The organism is Actinomadura sp. GC306, from assembly GCF_004348665.1.
Taxonomy (GTDB): Bacteria; Actinomycetota; Actinomycetes; order Streptosporangiales; family Streptosporangiaceae; genus Spirillospora.
This window is the reverse complement of record NZ_SMKM01000093.1, coordinates 1-21655: the sequence shown is the minus strand read 5'-3', so window position 1 is coordinate 21655 and position 21655 is coordinate 1. Positions and strand designations below refer to the sequence as shown.

Genomic DNA, 21655 nt, shown 5'->3' with positions numbered 1-21655 from the left:
CGTCGGGGAAGAGTGGGGGAGGGCAACCGTACCTGGAGGGCGGATTGGATGAGGACGCGCAGGTCACCTGTGTCGGCGTCAGGATCGGCGGATGGGAGCGTTTGAGCACTCCGCAGCGGATCCGGGCACGCGTGGAGTCGGTCGAGGGCATGCGCCGGTCGACCGGCATTGAAACGGAGATGGTCTTCGCCTCGGGGGAGATCCTTGTGTTCGTCCTCAGGACGGAGCCTGCCGAGGCAGCGCCCCGCCTGCTGGATGCCGTGCGTTCCCATGAACCGGGATGGCGAGGAACGAGCATCGGCATAACGGGCGGGTCGGCGGGGCCGCGAGCGGGAGCGGAGCTCGTCGCGGAGGCGATTCGGTTGCTCCACCGAGCTCACCGCTATGTGCGAGGTCGAAAGTGCGGGGAAACGGCCGCTCTCCTCATGAACGGACTTCTCCACTGGCGTGTGCGTGAAGTGCCGTCCATGCCGCGTTTGCAACGGGTCCGAGACGAGAACTGCGGCCCGGAGTACTGGGTCTGGCCGGCGGACGGCCCGGCTGCCTCGCCTGAGAGGAGCGTCCCGCCCACCCTTGAGGCTCGGAGGCCCTGGACGTTCTCGTCGTCCGCCGATCCGGCCGCGGACATGGACGAGGTGTGGCAGACCTTGTACGTCCAACCCGGTCCGGAGCCGTTGCTCGCACTCGGGATATGCCATCTGAGGATGGGCGAGTCGCGGGCCGCGCTGGAAACGTGGCGTTATCTGCTGCGCCGGTTTCCGCTGACACTGGCCGCCTATCCGCTGATGGATCTGGAGGAGGCCGACGACGTCGCGCGGAGCTTTCTCGCCGATGGCCTGCGCATCGTGCGGGCACGGCCCACCCTGGCGCCGCACCCGCGGCGACTGGAGCACGATCTGCTGCTCGCGTTGGCGGCCCGGGCCTACCGGCGAGGACGACGGCGGGCGGGTGACCGGATGGTGAACGAGGCGGCGGACGCCCATCCGGAGGGCGCGGAGACGCTGCGTGTCCTGGCGGTGGAGGCCGTCCGGCGTGGTGATCACGCGGCGGCGCACCGGCTGCTGGACGCTGCGCTCGCCCGGGCCGATGGCCCGCGGACACGGGTCGCGCCGCCCTCTCGCGGAGGGTGGCGGGAACCATAGATATGTGGCCTGTGACCCGGTATCAGGGGGGAGAACCTGCCATACTCTGTGCCCGTTCAGGCGGCGCCGGGCCCGGCGGGACGGCGCAGCGAGACGCGCGTGCGCTGAGGAGACGTCCCATGACGGGCTCCGGTTGGCATGACCATTCCTTCCTCGGGCGGCTTTCCCGGTCCGCCCGCGAGACCGTGCTGCAGCTCGGGAGAGTCCAGACCGTGCAGCCCAACCGGCCGCTCATGCGGCAGGGCGAGCCCGGCGCGGCGGTGTACGTGCTGCTCGACGGCCGCGTCGGCGTGGAGCGGATCGTCGAGAACGGTGCCCTGTCGCTGCTGGGCATCAGGCACGCCGGTGACCTCGTGGGCGAAATGGCGGTGATCAACGATGACGTCCGCACCGCCACGGTGACCACGCTGGACCGGTGCGCCGTCTCCGTCATCCAGGCCCGGCCGTTCATGACGTGCCTCACGCGCCATCCGGAGGCGATGCTCGCGCTCAGCCGGATGACCGGAGACCGGCTCACCCAGGCCAACGTCTACCGCGCCGACGCGGCCGGCTACGAGGTCGACGTCAGACTGGCGAGAGCACTGCTCTACCAGGCGGGACGGTCACCTGAACGCGAAGGTGGAAGACCCGTCGTCCGGCTCCGGCAGAAGCAGCTCGCGATGCTCATCGGCGCCCAGGAGGGCACCGTGCAGAAGGCCCTCAAGGGGCCCACGCTGCGCGATCTCGTCCATTGCGGACGAGGCCGTGTCGCCCTGCTGGACCCGCCCGGTCTCGCCGACCTCGCCGACATGCCACTGCCCCTGCAACTGTGCCCCCCTCGTAGGTGAGGTCGATCCCGTCGGTCCTGATGTAGGGCGGCCCCGGTCCGGCTCGCTTCTGGCGCGAACAAGGATTTGTGAGGCGAAATCGTCTTTCCCGTACTGATGCGGGTTGTGACGTCCGCGGGACCGTGAGACTTCATGCCGAAGCCTGAGAAAGGGGAGGCATGGGGGCTGGTTCACGCCGTTCGCTGTGCGCGGCACTGGACATCAAGGGGTGGAGCAAACGGCTCGTACCCGAGCAGATCCGCGCGCAGCAGGCGCTCGTCACCGTGAGCCTGGCGGCCTGCAGGGAGGCGGGGCTGCCCGAGGAGATCGTGCAGAGCAGCGGCGACGGGGTGCTCATCCTGCCGCCGAGCGGGATCGACGAGAGCACGGTCATCCCGGCGCTGGTCTCGGAGCTGGAGGTGGCGCTGCGGCAGGAGAACCGGCTGCTCTCGGAGTCGGCGCGCATCCGGCTGCGTTTCGCGCTGACCAGCGGACTCGTCACGCCCGGTCCGGCCGGGTTCAACGGGAGCGCCGTGATCGACTGCTTCCGGTTGCTGGACAGCCCGCCGGTCAAGGCGGCGCTGGAGGACTTCCCGCGGGCGCAGCTCGCCATGATCGTCTCCGACCACCTCTTTCAGGACGTCATCCGCAACGGCTACCGGTCGCTGCGTGCGGAGAGCTTCTGGCAGGTGCGGAGCACGGTGGCCGGCAAGGGGTTCTCCATGGACGCCTGGCTGTACGTCTCCGACCGCACCGGCGGCCCCGCCGGGGAGGGGCCCGGTTCCACGGAGGCTCGGGGCGGCCAGGCCGGCACGGCCCAGGACGCCGATCCGTCCGGCAAGGTCGCGGAGGCGCGGACGCTCCTTGACCAGGGACGGGCGGAAGAGGCGGCGCGTCTGCTGGAAAAGGTCTCCCCCGAGGGGCGAGGGGCGTGGGTGAGGTTGCTCGACGCACGCGCCGACACGCTGATGCGACTCGGCGAGTACGAGCGCGCCCGACTGGACCTGGAGGAACTGCTCGGCATGTGCGGAGATCCGGCGTCACCGCCCGGCCCGGCGGCACTGCTGCGGCTCGGCCGCTGCCATGTCGCGCTCGGGGCGGTGCAGGAGGCCCGGCAGACCTGGACGTTCCTGCTGGAGCACCGGCCCTCGGCGGCTGAGGCGTACCTGGAACTGGGCCGGCTGGAGCGGCGGGCCCGGCGGGCCGCTACGGCTCAGAACTACCTGGTGGAGGGACTGCGGCTGGTCCGGGAGGAGCCGCACGGGGATGCGCCCGCCGTGGTGGACCGGCTGCTGGACGGCTTCCTGCGCGAGCTGGCCGCCCTTCCCGTCACCGACGACGCGGAGGGTGGCGCTGCCGATCCGTCCGACTGATATTGAAAACTCATTCTAGTTAGTAATTCGATCTCGAATCGGTCAATAGCCGGTCGAGTGGGTCAATCATGCCCACAAATGGAACAATCCGGACAGCCGAGTTCTTGATCGAAATGACCGCACGGGGGACTTTGTAACAGTCGAATAACTGGAGGTGACGACTATGTCATGCTTCAGTCATCATCGAGAAAGTTGGGTTGCACGGGGTGGATAAAACGCCATTGCACAGGGGTTCTGGAAGATGATGTTGATACCGGGGCGCATATTCGCGTGCCCAAGGGGGCGGATCGCCGTGGGGGCGGCGATCTTGGCCGTCCAATTGTGGCCACTCACCGTGCACGCTGCCGCGAACGCCGCCGTGGGTGCCGGGAGTACCACGGCCAACACGGCCGCCGCCGCACCCGAGACGACACTGATGGACGTGTCCATCCTGGTGGACGAGTCCGGCAGCCTCACGAAGGCCGATGTCCAGAAGGAGATCGACGCCGCCTCCACGATCGCGCTCGGCGGCCTGAACGCACGCAGCCGTGTCTCGGTCTACGGATTCGGCAGCCAGAACAGACCGGGACAAAGTGCAATCACCGAGGTATGTCCCCCGACAATCCTGGACAGTTCGGTAAAGAAGGACGCGCTGGCATCGTGCGTCCGAAAACTGCATCGCCGTGAGGACGGTGAGGGCAACGACACCGACCACGCGGCCGCACTGGCCAAGGGCCTCAGTGCCTTGACCACAGGGGGTCCGGACGGCGCCCTCAAAGTCGTCTTCCTGCTGACGGACGGGCGGCTCGACGTCTCCCGCAGCCCGAATTACGGACGAATCGCGAGTGACCGTAATGGCGAAGCGCAAAAGCAGGTGGACACCCAGCTCGCCCTCGCCCAGGCGAACCGCGTCCAGGTGTGGCCGCTCGGCTTCGGCGATGCGATCGACCGCCCGGCACTCGACGGATTCGCCGCCGGCGGTTACCAGGGGACCTGCGACGAACGCCCCGACTCCAAGCCCCGGGCGCGGGTCGTGCGTGATTCCGGGGACGTGCTGCGCTCGCTGAGCGAAGCCTTCGCCGCGGCCGGCTGCCAGGGGGTCAGCCACAGCGACGCGGCGAAGCTCGGCGCCGGCGAGACCCGCGAACTGAAGATCGACATCCCGATCATCGCGACCGACGGCAATATCACCGTCGCCAAGGGGGACCCGAAGGTTCGCGTCGACTACATCGACCCCTCCGGAGAGACCGTCCCCGGCAACGGCAGGCTCGGCGAGAGCGAGTTCAAGCGGGCGGGCGAGAACGCGACCGTTGAGACGCTCCGCGTCGTCAACCCGCGCAACGGGCGGTGGACGATCCGGCTCACCGCGCCGGACAAGTTGGCCGAGCAGCTCGTGAGCGCGACCGCGATCTGGCAGGGCGCGGTCAGCTCCTCCCTCGTCGTCGAGCCGCCGAGCGCCCGGACCGGCCAGCCGCTCACGGTTCGGCTGTCCCTCGTCACCCGCCGGGGTGCGATCACGGACGCGAAGGCCCTCTCCGGGCTGACCTTCACCGTCCAGGCCACCGGGCCGTCGCTTCAGGCACCGCAGAGCATCGTCATCCGCGACGACGGCAAGGAGCCCGACGACCGGGCCGGCGACGGCCGGTACGCGGGGACGCTGACGGCGCCGCCGACACCCGGCGACATCACCTTCACCGGGGTCGTCAGCGGTTACGGCGTCCGCGCCGAGAAGGTCCCGGTGACCGTGGCGATCAGTGCGCAGGGTCCCGCCCTGCAGGGCCGCGTGGCGTTCTCGGCCGATCCGGTCGTACACCCGGGAACCGAGGTGCGCGGCACGGTGACGATGGAGAACACGGGCCCCCCGGTCCGCGGCCGCCTCGTGCTGGAAGGGTCGGGACGCGCCCGCGCCGTCCTCGCCGGCGGCACCGATCTGACGATCGGGCAGGGCACGACGACCCGGCCCTTCTCCGTGGAGTTCCCGGGGGACGCCGGCCTCGGCGGCACGTCACTGACCGTCAAGGTCGCGGACGCCGCCGACCTGTCGAAGGTCTACGCGAACGGGCAGCTCACCGTCACGATCGAGAACCCGCCCGGCTGGTTCGAGCGGCACCGGTACCACATCGCGGGCGCCGTGCTCCTGGTCCTGGTGGTGGCCCTTCTGGCCTACCTGCGTCGGCGGGCCCGCCGCGCCCGCATCGACGTGCGGGGGCTGCGGGCGTCCCTGCGGCGGGACGGCGTGGAGGCCGCCGTGCTGAAGGCCCCCGGGAAATGGGCGGCCGAGTTCCGGTTCGTCGTGCACGACGGCGCGGACGGCGGCGACCCCGGCCTGGACTACCCCCGCTCCGGGGACCGGCCCATCCGCGCCCGCCGCGGCGCACCGGGGAAGGTCGTGGTCCAGATCCCGGACGGCCCCCGCTACGAGATCGCGATCGGCGGCGAGGGCGAGCCGTACGAGGAGACCGGCCTGATGCTGGCCTTCGAGGACACGCGGCGCCGCCGCCGCAGGCCCCCCGGCCCAGGCCAAAAGGTCGGGGGGACGGACAACGTCCAGACCTCCGCAGCGCAGGGCGACCCCGCGCCGGCGCAGCCCACGCCCTCCACGATCCCCGGATCGCAGACCTACGACGACCCCTGGCTGTAACGGCCGGTCAAGGAAGAAGACCTCCATGAAGCTCTACCAGCCAGTCTTGTTCGTCGGACTGGGCGGCACCGGCTGCCTGATCGGGGCGGAGCTCGAGCGGCGGCTCCGCGAGGAGTTCTGCGGCCCCGACGGCACCGCGTTCCAGCGGCACCGAGAGGACGCCCTGCCCTACCAGCTGCCCGACTGCATCCAGTTCGTGTACGCCGACGTCAACCAGGCCGACCTCGACCGGCTTCCCCTGGCCGTCGCCCCCGGCGCCCAGCACGTGCCCGCCGTGCAGCGCACCGCGCACTACGTCCGCGGCCTGGTGCCGCAGGTGGACAGCTTCCCGGAGGTGGCGCAGAACCTGCGGCTCAACGCGGAGCGGGAGGTGGCGTCCTGGCTGCCGCCCGATGCCGGGGAGCCGCGGGTCGTGCCGCTGCAGCGCGGTGCGGGCCAGCTGCCCACCATCGGGCGGGCCGCGCTGTTCGAGACGTTCCGCAGCGGCGTCGGCACCGCCACCCTCGACCTGAACGCCGCGATCGGCGGGCTGTCCCGCCCGCAGGCGGCCACCGACCTCTACAAACTCAGCGGCAAGTCCAGCAACAAGAAGGCCGTGGACGTGTTCGTCGCCTTCTCCGTGGCGGGCGGCACCGGCGCCGGCATCTTCTACGACTACCTGCACCTGATCGGCAACCTGTTCGAGCGGACCGACCTGCGGCCCAAGATCTACCCGCTGGTGCTGATGCCGTCGGCGTTCGTCGACGGCCTGGGCGGCGGCCGTCCCGCACAGCTCAACTCCGGGCGGGCGCTGCTCGACCTGTTCCGGCTCGTCGACCACCAGAACGGGGGCAGTGCGCAGCGGGAACTGCGCGGGCACTCCGTGCGCGCGGCCGTCGACCCCGACGAGGTCGCCGTGCACTACCCGGTGGACGGGCGGATCGTCCTGCGGCCCGGCATCGCGCAGACCGGCTTCCTGTTCTGCCGCCCGGTGGGCGCCGAGCCGGGCGACCTGCGCCGCTCGGTGGTGTCGCTGATGCTGTCGCTGCTCGGCACCGAGCTGGACGAGCGGACCAGCAAGGACGGGGAGCAGCACCAGTCGTTCGCCGACAGCTTCATCAACGCCAGCGTCGACCGGCAGATCCCCGCCGAGAACGGCATCGGCAACCGCGGTGTGTCGACCGCGCTGGTGGCGTCGCTGACCGTGCCGGTGGACGAGCTGGCCGACCTGGTCGCGGGGCGGATCCTGCGCGAGGGGATCGAGGACCTGCGCGGCTCGCTGCCCGGGGTGGAGAGCAACCGGGCGCTGATCCAGGAGTTCTTCACCGTCGCCAACATCGCCGAGATCTTCAGCCGGCCCGCGCAGGACCACGCCGAGCCCGAGCCCGTGACCGGCGCCAAGGACGTCACGGCGGCGCTCAACGACCGGGCCGAGGCGATGCGGGTGGCGCTGAAGCGGCTGCGCAACCGGCTCGACCGGGAGATCCCCGAACGGGTGAGCGCGTTCGACGCGCGCGACGCGGTCCCCAGGATGCTCGCCAAGGTCGACCCGTTCCGGCTGACCCGGGCGCTGTTCGGCAACCCCGACGCCGCCGACGAGGTGGAGCGGGGCGGCGCGATCGGCCTCATGCAGCGCCGCCGCGTCGAACCGCCCGCCCCGGAGGGCCTCGGCCCGAATCCACCGCCGCTGCCGACGCTGCGGGACCGGTCCCTCGGCATGGTGAAGGTCAAGTGGGCGGACCCGGAGCCGGTGGAGGCCCGGCAGCAGCAGGACCGGTGGTTCCGCTGGCGGACCAACGTCGTGTGGACCGAGCCGTGGTCGCAGCTCGCGCCGCGCTGGCGCAAGCAGGTCGACCAGGTGGAGGCGGTGCTGCGCGGGGTGACGCGGGCGCTGGTCGAGCACGCCGGGCAGGACCGGGACCGGTTCCGCGACCGGGCCGCCGACCTGTCCAAGTCCCGTGTCGGCGTCTCGTACCTGCTGCCGTCCGGCGGCGACCTGGACCAGTTCTACGTCCGGGTCGTCCGCCGCATGGCCGACGACCTCGTCGGCAAGGGGCAGTTGCAGCCGAGCGCGTCCGCCGCGGAGCTGCTCGCCCCGCTGATCGGCGCTGACGGCTGGCGCGAGGCGTACCGGACGGCGTGGGATTCCAAGCCCGAGGCGGCCGTGTCCGAGCTGCGCGAGCGGGTGAAGGCGGAGGTCAAGACCTACTTCCGGATGGCGGGCGAGGGCCGGACGCCGCTGCTGCCGACGCTGCACGACCTGGTCGCGCAGGCGGCCGGGCAGGCGCCCGCCGAGCTCGGCGACGCGGAGCTGGAGGAGTTCCGGGGGAAGCTCGCGGGGCTGGTTCCGGCGAACTTCAGCCCGCAGGGCACCGGCAAGCTGAAAGTCCTGGTCTCCTACCCGGCTGGGGCGGACGACCCGGGCATCGAGTCCTACCTGCGGGAGGCGATCAACCTGCCGGCCGGGCCGGACCTGGTCTACGAATTCACCCATACCACCGCCGAGTCGATCGCGGTGGTGCTGTTCCGCTCGTCCATGGGCATCACCGACGTCCGCGAGGTCCGGGACGTCCTGCGCACCTGGGCGGACGCGATCGAGCGGCCGCAGCGGCAGGACTACCTCAAGTGGCGTCAGCGGCTGGGATACGACTTCGGTTACCTCGCCACCCACGAGGAGCACCGCGTGCAGATCCTGCACCGGCTGCTGTGCGCGATGTGGAACGACAAGGTCACCGTGGACGGCGACCCGGCCTCGCCGATCAGCGTGTCGTTCCGGCTGGCCGGCGGCGTGTCGATGACGTTGGAGCTGACCCCGCTGGAGAACGCGTCGTCCTGGGGGAGCCTGCTGCAGTCATATGAGCTGTGGACGTTCGCCGACAACGAGGGCATCCGCCGCGACTTCTGCGCGCAGCTCATGCAGGAGGCCCCGGACGGCGTCGGCAGCATGCCGAAGGCGCCCGGCGACCTGTACCTCGTGCTGCGCGACATGGCGGACGCGCAGATCCGCCGCATCGACGCCATGCTCGGCGAACTGCACTCCTCCAGCCGGGCCCGTGCGCAGCTGCTCCGCGACTTCTGGGCCCGCACCTATCCGGCCGCGCTCGACACCGAGTTCACCGACGTGTCGGCCGTCCGCGCCAACCTGCGCGGCCTGGAAAAGCCCGCGCTGCAGAACATGGGGCGGCAGGCGGAGCCGGACGCGGGGCACGGCCCGGCGCACAGCTGGGGCCACGACTTCGGGGAGGGCCGGTGAGCACCCACGTCGTACGGCTGGACTTGAAAGACTGCGACGCCGCCGAGGCGGTGTCCAGGGTGGCGGCGCTGCTGGCCACCCCGCGGGACCTCGGCATGCTCCTCGTCGAGGACACCGCCGCCGCCGTCGTCCGCCACCGGGCGGCGTTCGAGGCTTTGGACGGGTCCCGGCAGGTCGAGCAGTTGCTGTGCCTGGTGCTGGGCAGGCAGGAGCGGGCTGCCGACGAGCAGGGGCACGTGCTGCGGCTGCCGCGCAACATCGAGCGGCGCACGCTGTGGGTGATCGAGAGGACCGGCGTCGATTGGCCGCTGCAGGCCGCCGGCCGCGCGCGCCGCCGCGACCACCGCGGCGGAGACGGGTTCGAGCGGCTGGCCGAACTGCTGCGGATGCCCGGCATGTTCCGGCGCACGCACGAGCTGCTCGGCCGGGTGCCGCACGGCGCGGCCGTCCCCGGCCTGCACATCGCCGGAAGCGGCGGCAACGGGCAGATGGAGTTCCTGCAGGCGCTCCGGTTCGCGATCCGGCGCATGCAGGACCCGACCTCGCCCTCGGCGGTGCGGCCCGCGGCCGGGACGCCCGCCGGGCGGGCGGCACTGCACCTCGCGCGCGGCGGGATGCTGCAGCGGGCCTTCGACGACGCCGACGACGCGGTGGCAGAGGCCCGGCAGGCCGCCGACGGGCTACCCGGCACCGCGGCACTGATCCGGCGGACGTACGTCGAAGCGGCCTTCGAGGGGGCCGGTGACCGGCTCGCCGAGCTGCGCGACCGCCTGGCCGGGCTGTTCCAGGCGGTGCCCGCAGACGAGCGGCTCACCAAGGAGCGGCGGACGATGATCGCCGCGCGGGGGGTCGAGCTGCCCGCTCCGGAAGAGGAGCGGCGGCCCCGCGACGAACTGCGCGCCTGGTTGGACGCGAGTCTCAAGGGCGGTGCGTCCCTCACCCGGATCGACATGGACCTCCGCGAATGGGCGGGAACGCTGGAGCGGAGCGACGTGCACGGCCGCCGCCTGAGCGAGATCTGCTCGGACCCGCTGCTGCGGGGGCTGCAGAGCCCGCCGGCGATGCCGCCGCCGCAGCCGTGGCTGCCGGCGGCCGGCGCGGTCTGCGCGGCGCTCGCGGGCCTGTCCCCGCTCGGCGTCGCCGGCGGCCTCGTGATGGCCGTGCTGTGGACGGCACTGGTCGCGCTCAGCGTGATCCGCGGTCCCGGCGGGCGGCTGGAGGAGCACTCGCGGGGGCTGGGGTTCAACGCCTTCGGGGCGCTCGCCGGCGGGATCGCGGGCGGGCTCGGCGGTTCCGCCGGGCTCCCGGCCGCCGGGTGGGCCGCCGCGGTGTCCGCCGCCGTCGCCGGCGCGCTGATCGCGATCGCGTGCTCGTGGCGGGCCCGCGCTCTGCGCTGGGCGGAGGACGCCGACCTCGCCGCCGCCGAGCAGGCGCTGCAGAGACTGCGCGAGCTCCTCGGCCGGGCCGTCGCCGACTGGTCCGGGCTCGACCGGCGGCTGGAGACCATCGACGAGCTGAACCTGCTGCGGCAGGCGCTGGAGGGCGTCCGGGAGGAGCTGAAGACACGCTGCGACGCACTCGACGGGGACGGTCTCCCACAGCCGTCCCGGTCCGTCGTGCCCTACGGCGAGCGTGTCCACTCCTGGCTTGGCGGGCTGGTGCTCGCCGCCGTCAGGCCCGCCCTGCAGGCCGGGCCCGGCGGCGAGGTGGAAAAGCTCGCGTCGATGGAGACCGGCCGACTCGTCAACGACTGGGAGAGCGCCGTCGAACAGGGCCAGAGCCCCGAGGAGATGCCGTTCGTCACCGACGCCGCCCCCGCCCCCGTCGATCCGGAGGATCTGGCCTATTTCGTCGAACAGGTCTCCCGCGATGCGGAGGCGGAGATGTGGCAGATGTGCGCGCCGGGCGACCTCCGGTTGCTGGACGCCTCACCGCGACCTCCCGTCCTCCGGTTCGGGCCGAGGCCCGCCGGGGACGGCGCGGTGTATCCGCCCGAGACCGTCCACGTGGCGGCGCCGACGATGTGCGGCGTGCTCCGGCTCGTCCCGCTGCACTCCCACGTCATCGAGTGGACGTGGGGCCAGGGGGAGGACGACGGGGGGGAGATGTGAACCGGCTGCGCTACTACGACGTGCACGGCGTTCCGACCGAGGCGAAGGCCGTCGAGGGCGACGGGCCCGAGCCGTCCCTGCTCCCGCCGCTGGAGGCCGACCGGCTGCGCCTCGAACTGCCGGACCGGACCGTCGTGGTCCGCCGGGTCCGCCCGGTCGACCGCGGCCCCGGCGGGTTCGCCGCGGGCTGCCGCCTGCTCGACGGTGAGATTCTCGCCGGCCTCCGGCTGGCCCGCCTGTCCGAGGGCCGCCCCTATCCGGACACCGTGTCCCGGCTGATCGGCTACGACTCCGACGTCGCCGAGCCGTTCGCGCTCCTGGAGCCCCTGCGCGGCACCGAGATCGAACCGCTCGCCGGGAAGCTGCCCACCGAGCAGCGACGCCGCTTCCAGGCGGGACTGCTGCGGGCGGTGCGGCTGCTGAACGCCGCAGGCATCGCGCACCGCGGCCTCGATCCCCGCACCGTCCGCTGGGACGGGGCGAACGTGCAGATCACCGACTTCTCGCAGGCCGCGCTCATCGGATCGCCGCGCACCGTCACCGGGGCACCGCCGTGGCAGGCGCCCGAGCAGCGGCCGGAGACGCCGCCCGGCTGGCACCGCGGCGACGTCGGCCCGACCGACGACATCTGGGCGGCCGGACGGCTGATCTTCTACGTCCTCACGGGAGAGGAACTCGACGACCGGGCCAAGCTCGCCGACCGTCCCGACTTGGAGGTGCTCCTGGCCGACGTCATCGGAAGCCCCGAACGCCGCCCGGACGCACAGAGGCTGCTCCACCGGCTGGGGGAGGCGGACCCGCCGCCGCGGCCGCTCGCCGCCGACCCCGCGTTCGGCCGTGGCCGCGCCGAGTTCTTCGCGCAGCGGCGGCGGAAGCATCCGCAGACGGCACCTCCCGCCGAACCCGCGGCCGAGCGCCCCGCCGAGGGGAAGACGGCCCCGGCCGCGGAGCCGGTGGCCGTCCTTCCGCCTGGACCGGCGGTCGCGCCGAGACGCGGCCGCGTCGTCTCCTGGCTGCTGTGGGGCGGTGTGGCGGCGCTGGCCGTCGTCGCAGTGCTCCTTGTAGTGGGGCGGTGACCGGTGGCCAACTCGCTGCTGCATCAGACCCAGTACCGCTGGGGGACGACCGGCCGCCTCGGCGAGATGCCCAAGGCGGGCCTCTGGCCGGTCGCGAGTTCCCTCGACCCCTCCGCCACGGCCGAGTTGAGCCGCTGGCACGACCGGATCGAACCGTGGCTGCGCGGCGGCGAACCGGACTCCGGCTGCTTCTACGCGGCGTTCGGGGCCGAAGCGGTCCTGATCCGGCGCGCCCGGCCGGGGCTCGAAGACAGCACGACCGCGCACCTGCTGTTCGGCTCCGCGGGCGTCCTGACGCCCCGCCTCGCGCTGGAACTGCACGACTGGACGTGGGCGTCCGCGGACCTTCCGAGCCGCGCGCCCATGGTCAACCCCAGTGCGCTGATCCCGCACCGGACGAACCTCGGCCGGCAGGCGCGCTCCGCCGCGCTGGAGCGGCCGCTGGTCGTCCTGCTGTCCCTGGTGCTGGACGGGCCGCGCCTGGTCGAGGCCCCGATGACCGGCGACACCATGGCGTTCCTGTGGGCGCTCGACGACATCCTCACGGTCCTCGGCTCCGGGCTGGGGGACTGGCCCGCGTGGTCGCCGGGCTTCGAGACCTCCGCCGAGCAGCGGACTCGCCGCGTCCAGCCGCCGGGGATGTTCCTGCGCTTCGGGCACGGCACCGCGGAGCCGCCGCCCCGGGACGCCAACCTGCCCGCGGCGGTCGACCTTGCCCGGCTCTACGCGCGGGGCGGCACCAACGCGCTCCGCGAACTGCGCAACACCGCGGGGCTGGCCGAGCTCGAGACCATGGCCGCCCGTGTCGCACGGCTGGTCGAGGCGGCCGGGCCGGTCGCGGTCGCGGCCCCGAACACGTCCACCGAGCCCGCGGAGACGGCCGAGCCGTCCGCGCAGACCGGAGTGCCCATGTCCGCCATGACGTCCCCGCCGGGGGGCGGCAGTCCGCCGGCCGGCGCCGGCGAGCAGGTCTCCTGCCCGATCTGCCTCGGCCGCCTCGACTGGGGGGAACTGCCCCTCTACACCTTCGACCAGGGCCTCGCGCAGTACATCGAGCTCTCCCCGCCGCCGAGTACCACCCCTGAACAGCGGGCCCGCCTGATGCGGACGGCCGCGGTGCGCTGCCCCAACCCCGGCAACACGACGGAACCGCACTACCTTCCGGCCGGCTACGGGCAGTACGGGGCGCCGGCGGTCTACGGGTTCATCGGCGCCACCACGTCGGGCAAGACGCACCTGGCCGCCGCGATGGTCGCGGCGATCGAGCGCGGCGCGCTCAGCGCCTACGGGCTCACCGCCCAGCCGGTGGATCTCGACCGGCACCACGCGTTCCTGCGCGACATGGTCCACCCGCTGTTCAGCGAGTCCGCGTGGCTGGCGCCCACCCGCGAGGGCGAGGTCGCGTTCGCGGACGCCTTCGTGGTCTCCGGCGGCACCGCACGCCCCCGGGCGATGGCGCTGTTCGACGTGGCGGGCGGCGAGCTCGGCAACGTCGGTGACGCGAAGCGGTTCCTCGACATCGCGGACGGGCTGGTCTTCGTGGCGGACCCGACGCGGTTCGGCTCGGGCAGCCTCGGCGACCCGGCGTTCAACACGGTGCTCAGCCTGCTGCGGTCCTCGGGCCGGCTGGCGCACGTGAGCGCCGCGATCGCCCTCAACAAGGCCGACCTGTACAAGTTCGACGACCCGATCGCGCACTGGCTGAGCCGCGACTCCGCGGAACTCGACGCCGCCGAGGTGCTGGCGGAGAGCGCGGACGTGTTCGCCTACCTGCACCAGCGGGGCGCCGAAGCGTGGACGCGGCCCTACCTGGAATGCGAACGGGCCACGCTGCACGTCGTGTCGGCGACCGGTACGGACGCGATCGAGCGGGGCGCCCGTCCGCTGCGCGTCCTGCGCCCCCTCGTGGCGCTCATGGCGATGACCGGGCTGCTGACGTCGGCCGAAACCCGGGATGTGGGGATCTGAGATGACCGAGCCGCTGATCGCCCAAATGGAGTTCCGCTGGCGTTCGCGAGACGACCTGGGCGCAATCGCGTCATCGTTTCATCACCGTGGGGATTTCGACCGGTGGAACGATCGCCTCACGGGGTACGCAGCCGTTTCGAGCCGGGGGTGGACGGCCGCGGCCGAGGCGCGGTCGAGCGCCGTCTACCTCACCTTTCCGGACGGGATGGCGGCGCTCATCCTGCGCAGAAGGGACCCGGCGGCGCTGCCCCTCCACGGCGCGCAGGGCCACTCGTTCCACGGCGCGGGAGGGGATCGCCTGCACCTGGTGGCCCGTGCGCTGATCTGCTCCGCCAGGGCGCTGACCCCGGCCGACGCGATCCGGATCGCCGCCTCGGATGTCGATGGCCTCCTCGCTCAGCCTCCCGGCAGGGTCGCTAGCGAAACCACCCTGGAGACCCTGAGGTTTCACTCGCTCATGAGCAGAGCCGTGCCCGGCGAGGAACTGGAACGACGAGCGAAGCGGGCGGCCGGCCTCGCGCCCTTCCTCGCGGCGGTCCTCGACGATCCGAAACGCGCGGTGACGGTCATCGTGCCCGAGGCGGGCATCCGTGCCCCCCTCCATGAGAGTCGGGCGCTCCCCCTGCTGTGGGCCGCGCATCACGTGCTGACACCGATGCTCACGGACGCCGCCGGCCATCTCATGGACGGCTGGCAGCAGTCCTTCTCCACGTGTGAGGCGCCCCTGAGCGGCGGCGACGGCCGGACCGCCCTTGCGGTCGCGTTCCGGGACCGCGCCCTGGACGCCGCGCCGCTCCACGAGGGACCGCGCCCGGTGTTTCCCGATGTTCGGCTCGATCCGAACGACGTCGTCCACATAGCGGCGAACCTGCTCGCGGACGCCTACCTGGCATTCGGCGACCAGAGTGTCAGCCTCATCGAGAAGGTGGTCGACGGCCGCGCCGAAAGGATGGAGAGGATCAACGCAGTCGCGTGCAGCGCTGCGATCGCGGACGCTCTCGCCCCGGCCGAAGACCGTCCTGCACAGGTCTCCGTTCGTGCCCGGCAGTCGCCCGCTCACAACCAGCCCGGCCCGGTGCGGGTCGAGCCTCGGCCTGCGCCATCGGCCCATCATGTTCCGCCGGCTCAGCCGCAGGCGGCGCCGCGACGCGGCGACCCGTATCTCGTCCATCTGTACCGGTTGCTCGACGAGGAGCGGGAAGCCTCGCGCGCACTGCGGATCATGGACTGGATCACCGCGCGCTCCAAGACGGGCGCCGGGCCCGACACCGCCGAGTATTCCGCGATCCTGCAGCTCGTGGAACACGGCGGCTGGTTCGTGGACCGGGTCGAAAGCCTGCCCGACGGGCCGACACGCATGGCCGACCTGCTGGAACCGCTGTTCGCGGCGGACATCGGCGACGACGGACTCATCGAGCAGATGCGCAGGAGATCCGCGAACGGGACCGGCCTGCCGCCGGTGATCGCGGATGCGCTGGGCATCGTCGCGGCGCGCCTGAAACCCGAACGCGCCGACTGGCTGGCGAGGAATTTCTTGGCCTATGCCCTGCCTTCGGAGTCTCAGCAGCCCCAGCCCCAGCCTCAGCCCCAGCAGCCTCGGCCTCAGCAGCTTCCCCTTCAGGCGGACCCCTTCGGCGACGAGGTCGATCCCGACCTGTCCCGGCACAATCCGCCGGACAATTTCGGTCGCCACGCGGAGGCCGGCGTCGATCGCCGACCTCTTGTCTTCACCGTGCTGTGCCTGCCCGATGAGCTGCCCACCAATGTCACCAGGTCACTCGTCTGGCTCTCGCTCGTCCTGTTCGCCGCCTTCGTGATCATGTTCTTGGTCTGATGCCGATGGTCGACCAGATCCGCGAGCGCCGGTGGCCGATCACCGTGGCGGCCCTGTCCGGCCTGCTCGTCGTCCTCGTCGTGGTCGGCGAGACGGGCGGCGGGCAGAGCCCGGACGACGCGGTCCGCGCGGACGCCCGCCGCGTGCACTGCCTGTCGGCCAAGCAGCGGCCGATGCTCGTCGAGACGGCGATCCGCCTGGACGAGGCAGCCCCCGGCAGCACCGAGACCGCGTTCTGGCCGGGGCCCACCAGGCGGGGTGCCGAGCCCACCACACTCGACCAGTGGAGCCGGGACTCCGGCGAAGCGTTCAGCAGAACGTGCCAACCCCTGGCGGCGCTCACCGGTGCCAAGGCCCTCCAGGACCCGGCGCCCAAACCGCCGCTGTGGCAGCGCATCGCGACGAACCCCGTGTTCACCCTCGTCCTCGGCGCCCTCCTGACCCTGGCCACCACGTCGCTGACCGCCCGCAACGCCCGCCGCCAGTTGCTCGCCGACCAGCTCAACACCGCGGCAGCCGGCTATCTGAAGGCCGCCGACGGAGTGCGCAGGGCCCGGCTCAGGGGGAAGGCGCCCGACGAGAACGCGTTCGAGGAGAGCCGTGTGGAGCTGTGGTCGGCGATCCTGCGCGTCCCGCTGCCGGCCGCGCGGAACCGTGCCTTGCTGGCACGGCTGGAGACCGCGCACCAGACGCTCAAGGAGGGCGACTTCCGCGACGAGGGCGCGGTGGAGCGGCTCCGGGAGCTGTCTACCGAGATCGCCGACGCGGTCCGCCGCGACGGCGCGGAGGCCGGCGCTCCCGTGGCAGCGGGCACGCGCACACCCGGGGGCGGACGATGAGGAATCCTTTCAAGGACAGGATGCTGTCGATGGGCCTGTGCAGGGGCGTCGGAGACTGCCCGCATGCGGCCGAAGCCCCTTTTCTTTCCTTCACCAACACGCCGGATATTCCGAACGTGGCGGATGTGCAGGGAAGTGTCCTGCTGATCGGCGGCGGACGAGGAAACGGCAAGACGGTCTACGGGCATCGGCTGCTGCACGAATATCACGCACGTGGTCTGAAAGCGACGGATCTGCTTCGCCTCGGAAGAGTCGTCAAGGGCAGCCCGGCACGGCGCCATCAGGTGCTCTCCGCGCTGCAGGCCGAGATCGACCCTTTCGACGAGGACGAGTCGCGACCGGACGACGAGCTCTGGGGAGAGAAGCTGTACGAGCTGCTGGGACGCGCGACGGCGCCGATGGCGGTGCGCTTGCCGAGCGTGGAGCAAAGGGCGCAGGCGGGCGGCGCGGAGATCGTCGATGAGATCGTGCAGTACGCCATTGCGGCCTACCGCAGCAAACACGTGTTCATCTACGAATACCTGACCGATGGCTGGCCGGACGACTGGGACCGGCTCATCGCGCAGATCGACAAGAACCATGATGTGGCGGTGCAGGAGCGCGTGGTGAGCGAGCTCAGCGCGGACGATCTGTGGGCTTATGTGGACGGAGTGATGAGGCGGTTCCCCGACAATGGGATAACCCTTGCGCCGGGCATGCCGGAAGAACTGCAGAAGGCGCTCGCCCTTCCGCTGCTCACCGGGCGGAGACCGATCCGGCTGAGCCGCATGCACGGCCTCATGCGCGCCGCGTTCGACATCGCCATCGCGCAGGACAGCGCTGAGGTCTCCGCCGCCCACGTCATCTCCGCCGCGTGGAACCTGAGCGAGGCGGCGGCATGAGCGCGGACCCGGTACTGGCGACCAATCCGTTCCCGCGGCGGCCGGCCGACCTGGGCGCCCACTACGAGGGCTGCGCGGGTCCCGAGCGGCGGGACGGGTACATCCCGTTCCCGAAGCGACCGGAACCGCCGGAGGTGTCGGACGGCGGAGTCGTCCTCATCGGCGGCCGCCCGCATCTCGGGAAGTCGGTGCTGGCCCATCGGTGCCTGCACCGCTATGAGTCGTCCGGACATCTCCCGGTCGACCTGTCCGGCTGGCCGCCGACCGGGCTGACCGGACCGGCGGACTGCCTGGCGCGGATGCGCGAGAGCTACCCGCTGCCGCAGGAGGTGCGGGCGGCGTTCTACGACGTCCGGCAGGTGCGGAGCGCCGATCTGGTGCTGGAGCACCACGAACTGGGGCGGGCCCTCGCCGGGCGGCGCCTCGTCGTCCGCCTGCCGCGCCCCGACCCCAGCCTGCGCCCGCCCGCGGTCGCCGAGCAGGTGTTGGCCTATGTGCGGGCGGCGCGGGCGCTGAACTCCAGCATCTATCTGTTCGAGTTCCCCTACTGGGCGGACGACGATTGGACGGAGGTCCGCGACCTCATCGCCCGCAATCCGCAGGGGGATGCCGTAGCGGCGGTCGGCCTGGAGCCCTTCAGCGATGTAGAGCTGATGGAGTTCCTGCGGGCCCGCGTCGGCGCGGAGACCTCGCTCGACCGGCTGTTCGACCTGGACATGGGGCTCCTCCTGCAGTCCCTGGCGCTCCAGCGCGCCAGCGTCAGCCCGAACAACCTGACCTGGTTCAACGTGCTCTGCCATCAGGCGTTCGCGGCCGCCATCGGGGCCGGGGCGAGCAGGGTCGCGATCCACCACTTCCTCGCCGCGGCAGTCAGGATCGGTGCGCCGTGAACCCATCGCAGGCACGAGTGGAGAGCGAGGACGGCGCGCGGCCGCGCAACCCGTTCCCGAAGGTGCCCGAGATTCGGTTGGGCGGGACCGGCGCGACCGTGCAGGTGGAGACCGACGCGGTCCGCCGTGTCCGGCATCTGGCCGTCGACTTCCTCACCGCCCGCTCCGACACCGCCGGCGCTCCCGACCACTCCGGCAGGGTCGCGGCCATCCTCGGGGAGTACGGAACCGGGAAAAGCCACCTGGCCTGGACGCTGATGGACGAGGTGGGCCGCATCGCCTGGACGCGGCCGGTCGTTCTCGTCGTGTCGGGTCAGCCCAGGGACACCGTCCTCTCCATCTATCGCCGCCTGCTCGCCCCACCCGGGTCGGGTACCGGCGCCTTGAACCGGTCGGTCGACACGGCCGCCGGGGTGCTGCTGTTCGGCACGGTCGAGCGGATGGTCGAGGACCTGTGCGCCGACCTGCGCCGCGATCCCGGCGAGGAGCCGGACGCGCCGCGGCCGACGGCGTCCGAGGAGTTGACGGTCGATGAGATGTGGCGGCTGCACCAGCGGCTGCTCGAGATCGCCGGGGGGGACGATGAACTGGCGACCGTACTGGGGCTGGTGTGGCACACGACGGCCGGGTCGGCGGCCTGGCGGTGGCTCAGTGGTGACGGGCGCGACTCCGCCGAGGACGAGCGGCTGCTCGCGGACCGCGGTGTGCACTCTCCGCCGGTCGACAGCGACATGCGGGCGCTGCGCGTCCTGCGCGCCCTGTCGCGGCTGTGCGGCTGGACGGGCGGCCGGATGGTCCTCGTCCTCGACGAGCTGCACCAGATCAGGCCCCACGGCGGCGACGGCCTCACGGAGGTCGCCGCGACGCTGATGGAACTGATCGGCTGGGCGGTGGAGACCGGGGCGCTGCTGGTGGTGTGCGGGCTGCTCGACTTCTGGGAGGCGCTGCCGCAGAGCATCCGGGGGCGCGTCGCCACCAAAATCGTCCCGTCCGGGCTGACCCCCCCGCAGATCCGCGACTACATCTCCTCGGCGCAGCGGCCGGACGGCGCCGAGGAGGGCGTCCTGCACCCGTTCACCGATGACGCGGTGGCCGAGCTGTGGAAGCTGACCGACGGGCATCCGCGCCGCACCATCACCCTCTGCCACCACGCCTACGAACTGACCTCCGGGACCGCGCTCATCGGGCCGCGCCAGATCCGGGAGGCGAGCCTCTCCCTGTGCGCGCCCGACACGCCCGACCATGTGCGCGGCAAGCTGGCCGGCTGGTGCATCGAGCTCGGCTACCACGTGTCGCGGCTCAAGGGCGACGACCGGTCGCGGTGGCAGGCGGACCTCAAGATCTCCTCCCCGCGGGGGGACGGCGAATGCACCCTCGTGGTCAGCGGCCCGGTCCTGGAGGAGGACAAGCTCACCGAGCTGCGCAACCGGGCGGCGGCGCTGATGGGCGGCCGCCGGGCGCATCCGCGCAGTGTCGTGCTGGTGATGGCCGGTCCGCTGGCCGCCGCGTACGGGGACGACGTCGCGGACATGTTCACGCACGTCCTGCACTGGGAGAGCGACACGTTCCGCGAGGACCTCGCCGCCACGCTGCGCGCCCGCGTCTCCGCGGCCGACGAGGCCGGGCTGTACGAGCTGGTCCTGGAGATGCGCCGCGAGATCGGTGCGCTCCGCGCCGCGTCCTTCCCGGCGGCCCGCGCGGTGCCCGAGTACGGGGACGTGCCGGCGCGGACGTGGAAGGACCCCGACCGGCAGCGTCGCGCCGAGCAGGCGGACCGGCTCTGCCGGCAGGCCCGGGAGGCGCTCGCCGTCGCCGACGCCAACGCGCGGAAGTTCTGGCGGACCCGCTTCGGCTTCGACGGCCGGGGCATCCCGGTCGCGCGTTTCGCGGCCCCCGGGGACCGCTACATGGCGCTCGGCGACATCGTCGACCAGCCGGCTCTCAAGGCGCGGGGGACGCTCGCGTTCATCGACGACGCGGTGCGCGAGTTCGGCGCGCAGGTCGGGAGGCTGCTTGCGGACGAGGACCGGACGATGCAGCAGATCCGTGCGGATCTGCGGTTCCTGCACCGCAAGTTCGACCATTCGCTGGCGGACGTGATCAACATGTTCCCCGACGTCCACGAGGACAGGCGCGGCACCGTCATGCACGTGCTGGGCGTCAACCGCCCGCTGCTCAACCAGTTCGTCGCCGAGCTCGGCGCGACCGTCTACAGCGTCGTCGTCGCGGCCGAGCCCGAGGAGACCCCATGAGTTACCGGACGGTCATGGCGGTTGCGCTGCAGGGGTACGAAGCCGCGCCGCAGAACGTGCAGGCGGTCCTCCAGGAGACCCTGGTCGAATGCCTGCGGGCGGCGGCCCGGAACGCCGACCTCGACGCCGAGCACTGGGACGGCCAGAGCAGCGGCTCCGGACGGCTGGTGGTCCTGCCGCCCGGCGTTTCCGCCGAGGTGCTGGTCGGCCGGTTCGTCCGCGAGCTGAACGCGGAACTGCGCGGCAGGAACCGGCTACTGAGCCGGGACGCACGGACGCGGATGCGGCTCGCGATCCACCACGGGCCCGCCGCCGCGGGCGCGAACGGGCACACGGGGACGGGCCCGGTGGTCGTGGCGCGGCTGTGCGACGCCGACCCGCTGCGCGGGGCGCTGGACGAGGCGGGCACGGATCTCGCCGTCATCGTGTCCGCGTTCGTGTTCCGCGGGTCGATCGAGTCGGGCATGACGTCGCTCGACGCGGGCGACCTGCGCCGGGTGCGGGTGCCGGAACTCGGTGAGGACGGCGACGCCTGGTTCTGGCTGCCGGGCGGCCCCGACCCCAACGCTCTCGACCTCGAAGGGGAGGCGGAAGAGCAGCCGCCGCCGCGGGAGCCGCCCGCGTCCCCGCC

The 21655-nt window shown here is 72.2% G+C and carries 14 protein-coding genes; all 14 read left to right on the top strand.

What is annotated here, in order from left to right; translation table 11 throughout:
- Positions 1–1142 (top strand): hypothetical protein (locus tag E1200_RS34380; protein WP_207933368.1); only part of this gene is annotated, 1142 nt, incomplete at its 5' end.
- 119 nt (positions 1143–1261) lie between these two features.
- Positions 1262–1969, top strand: a complete 708-nt coding sequence (locus E1200_RS15550; protein WP_165950325.1) for a Crp/Fnr family transcriptional regulator — start codon at positions 1262–1264, stop codon at positions 1967–1969.
- Between the two features lie 158 nt (positions 1970–2127).
- Entirely contained in the window at positions 2128–3321 is a 1194-nt protein-coding gene (locus tag E1200_RS15545) for a tetratricopeptide repeat protein (protein ID WP_131952685.1), read from the top strand.
- Between the two features lie 334 nt (positions 3322–3655).
- Positions 3656–5941 carry a vWA domain-containing protein gene (locus E1200_RS15540; protein WP_165950324.1) on the top strand — a complete coding sequence of 762 codons (2286 nt, stop codon included), beginning with the start codon at positions 3656–3658 and terminating at the stop codon, positions 5939–5941.
- A gap of 25 nt (positions 5942–5966) precedes the next feature.
- Positions 5967–9173: a tubulin-like doman-containing protein gene (locus E1200_RS15535; protein WP_131952682.1), complete on the top strand. Its 3207-nt coding sequence runs from the start codon at positions 5967–5969 to the stop codon at positions 9171–9173.
- Positions 9170–11284 carry a hypothetical protein gene (locus E1200_RS15530; RefSeq protein ID WP_131952681.1) on the top strand — a complete coding sequence of 705 codons (2115 nt, stop codon included), beginning with the start codon at positions 9170–9172 and terminating at the stop codon, positions 11282–11284. Before E1200_RS15535 ends, E1200_RS15530 begins: the two co-directional genes overlap by 4 nt.
- On the top strand, positions 11281–12360 hold the full coding sequence (locus tag E1200_RS15525; protein WP_131952680.1) for a hypothetical protein: 1080 nt from the start codon (positions 11281–11283) through the stop codon (positions 12358–12360). Before E1200_RS15530 ends, E1200_RS15525 begins: the two co-directional genes overlap by 4 nt.
- A 3-nt stretch (positions 12361–12363) precedes the next feature.
- The gene (locus E1200_RS15520; protein WP_131952679.1) at positions 12364–14328 is read left to right on the top strand and encodes a hypothetical protein; all 1965 of its coding nucleotides are present in this window, start codon (positions 12364–12366) and stop codon (positions 14326–14328) included.
- A 1-nt stretch (position 14329) separates the two neighbouring features.
- Positions 14330–16162: a hypothetical protein gene (locus E1200_RS15515; protein WP_131952678.1), complete on the top strand. Its 1833-nt coding sequence runs from the start codon at positions 14330–14332 to the stop codon at positions 16160–16162.
- Positions 16162–17001, top strand: coding sequence for a hypothetical protein (locus E1200_RS15510; RefSeq protein WP_131952677.1), 840 nt, complete (start codon positions 16162–16164; stop codon positions 16999–17001). Before E1200_RS15515 ends, E1200_RS15510 begins: the two co-directional genes overlap by 1 nt.
- Positions 17002–17021: 20 nt before the next feature.
- Positions 17022–17882, top strand: a complete 861-nt coding sequence (locus tag E1200_RS15505; RefSeq protein ID WP_131952676.1) for a hypothetical protein — start codon at positions 17022–17024, stop codon at positions 17880–17882.
- Entirely contained in the window at positions 17879–18772 is an 894-nt protein-coding gene (locus E1200_RS15500; protein WP_131952675.1) for a hypothetical protein, read from the top strand. Before E1200_RS15505 ends, E1200_RS15500 begins: the two co-directional genes overlap by 4 nt.
- Positions 18769–21024: a hypothetical protein gene (locus tag E1200_RS15495; RefSeq protein ID WP_131952674.1), complete on the top strand. Its 2256-nt coding sequence runs from the start codon at positions 18769–18771 to the stop codon at positions 21022–21024. The genes E1200_RS15500 and E1200_RS15495 overlap by 4 nt, the downstream gene beginning before the upstream one ends.
- A partial coding sequence (locus E1200_RS15490; protein ID WP_131952673.1) for a hypothetical protein occupies positions 21021–21655 on the top strand: 635 nt, incomplete at its 3' end. The genes E1200_RS15495 and E1200_RS15490, both read left to right, overlap by 4 nt.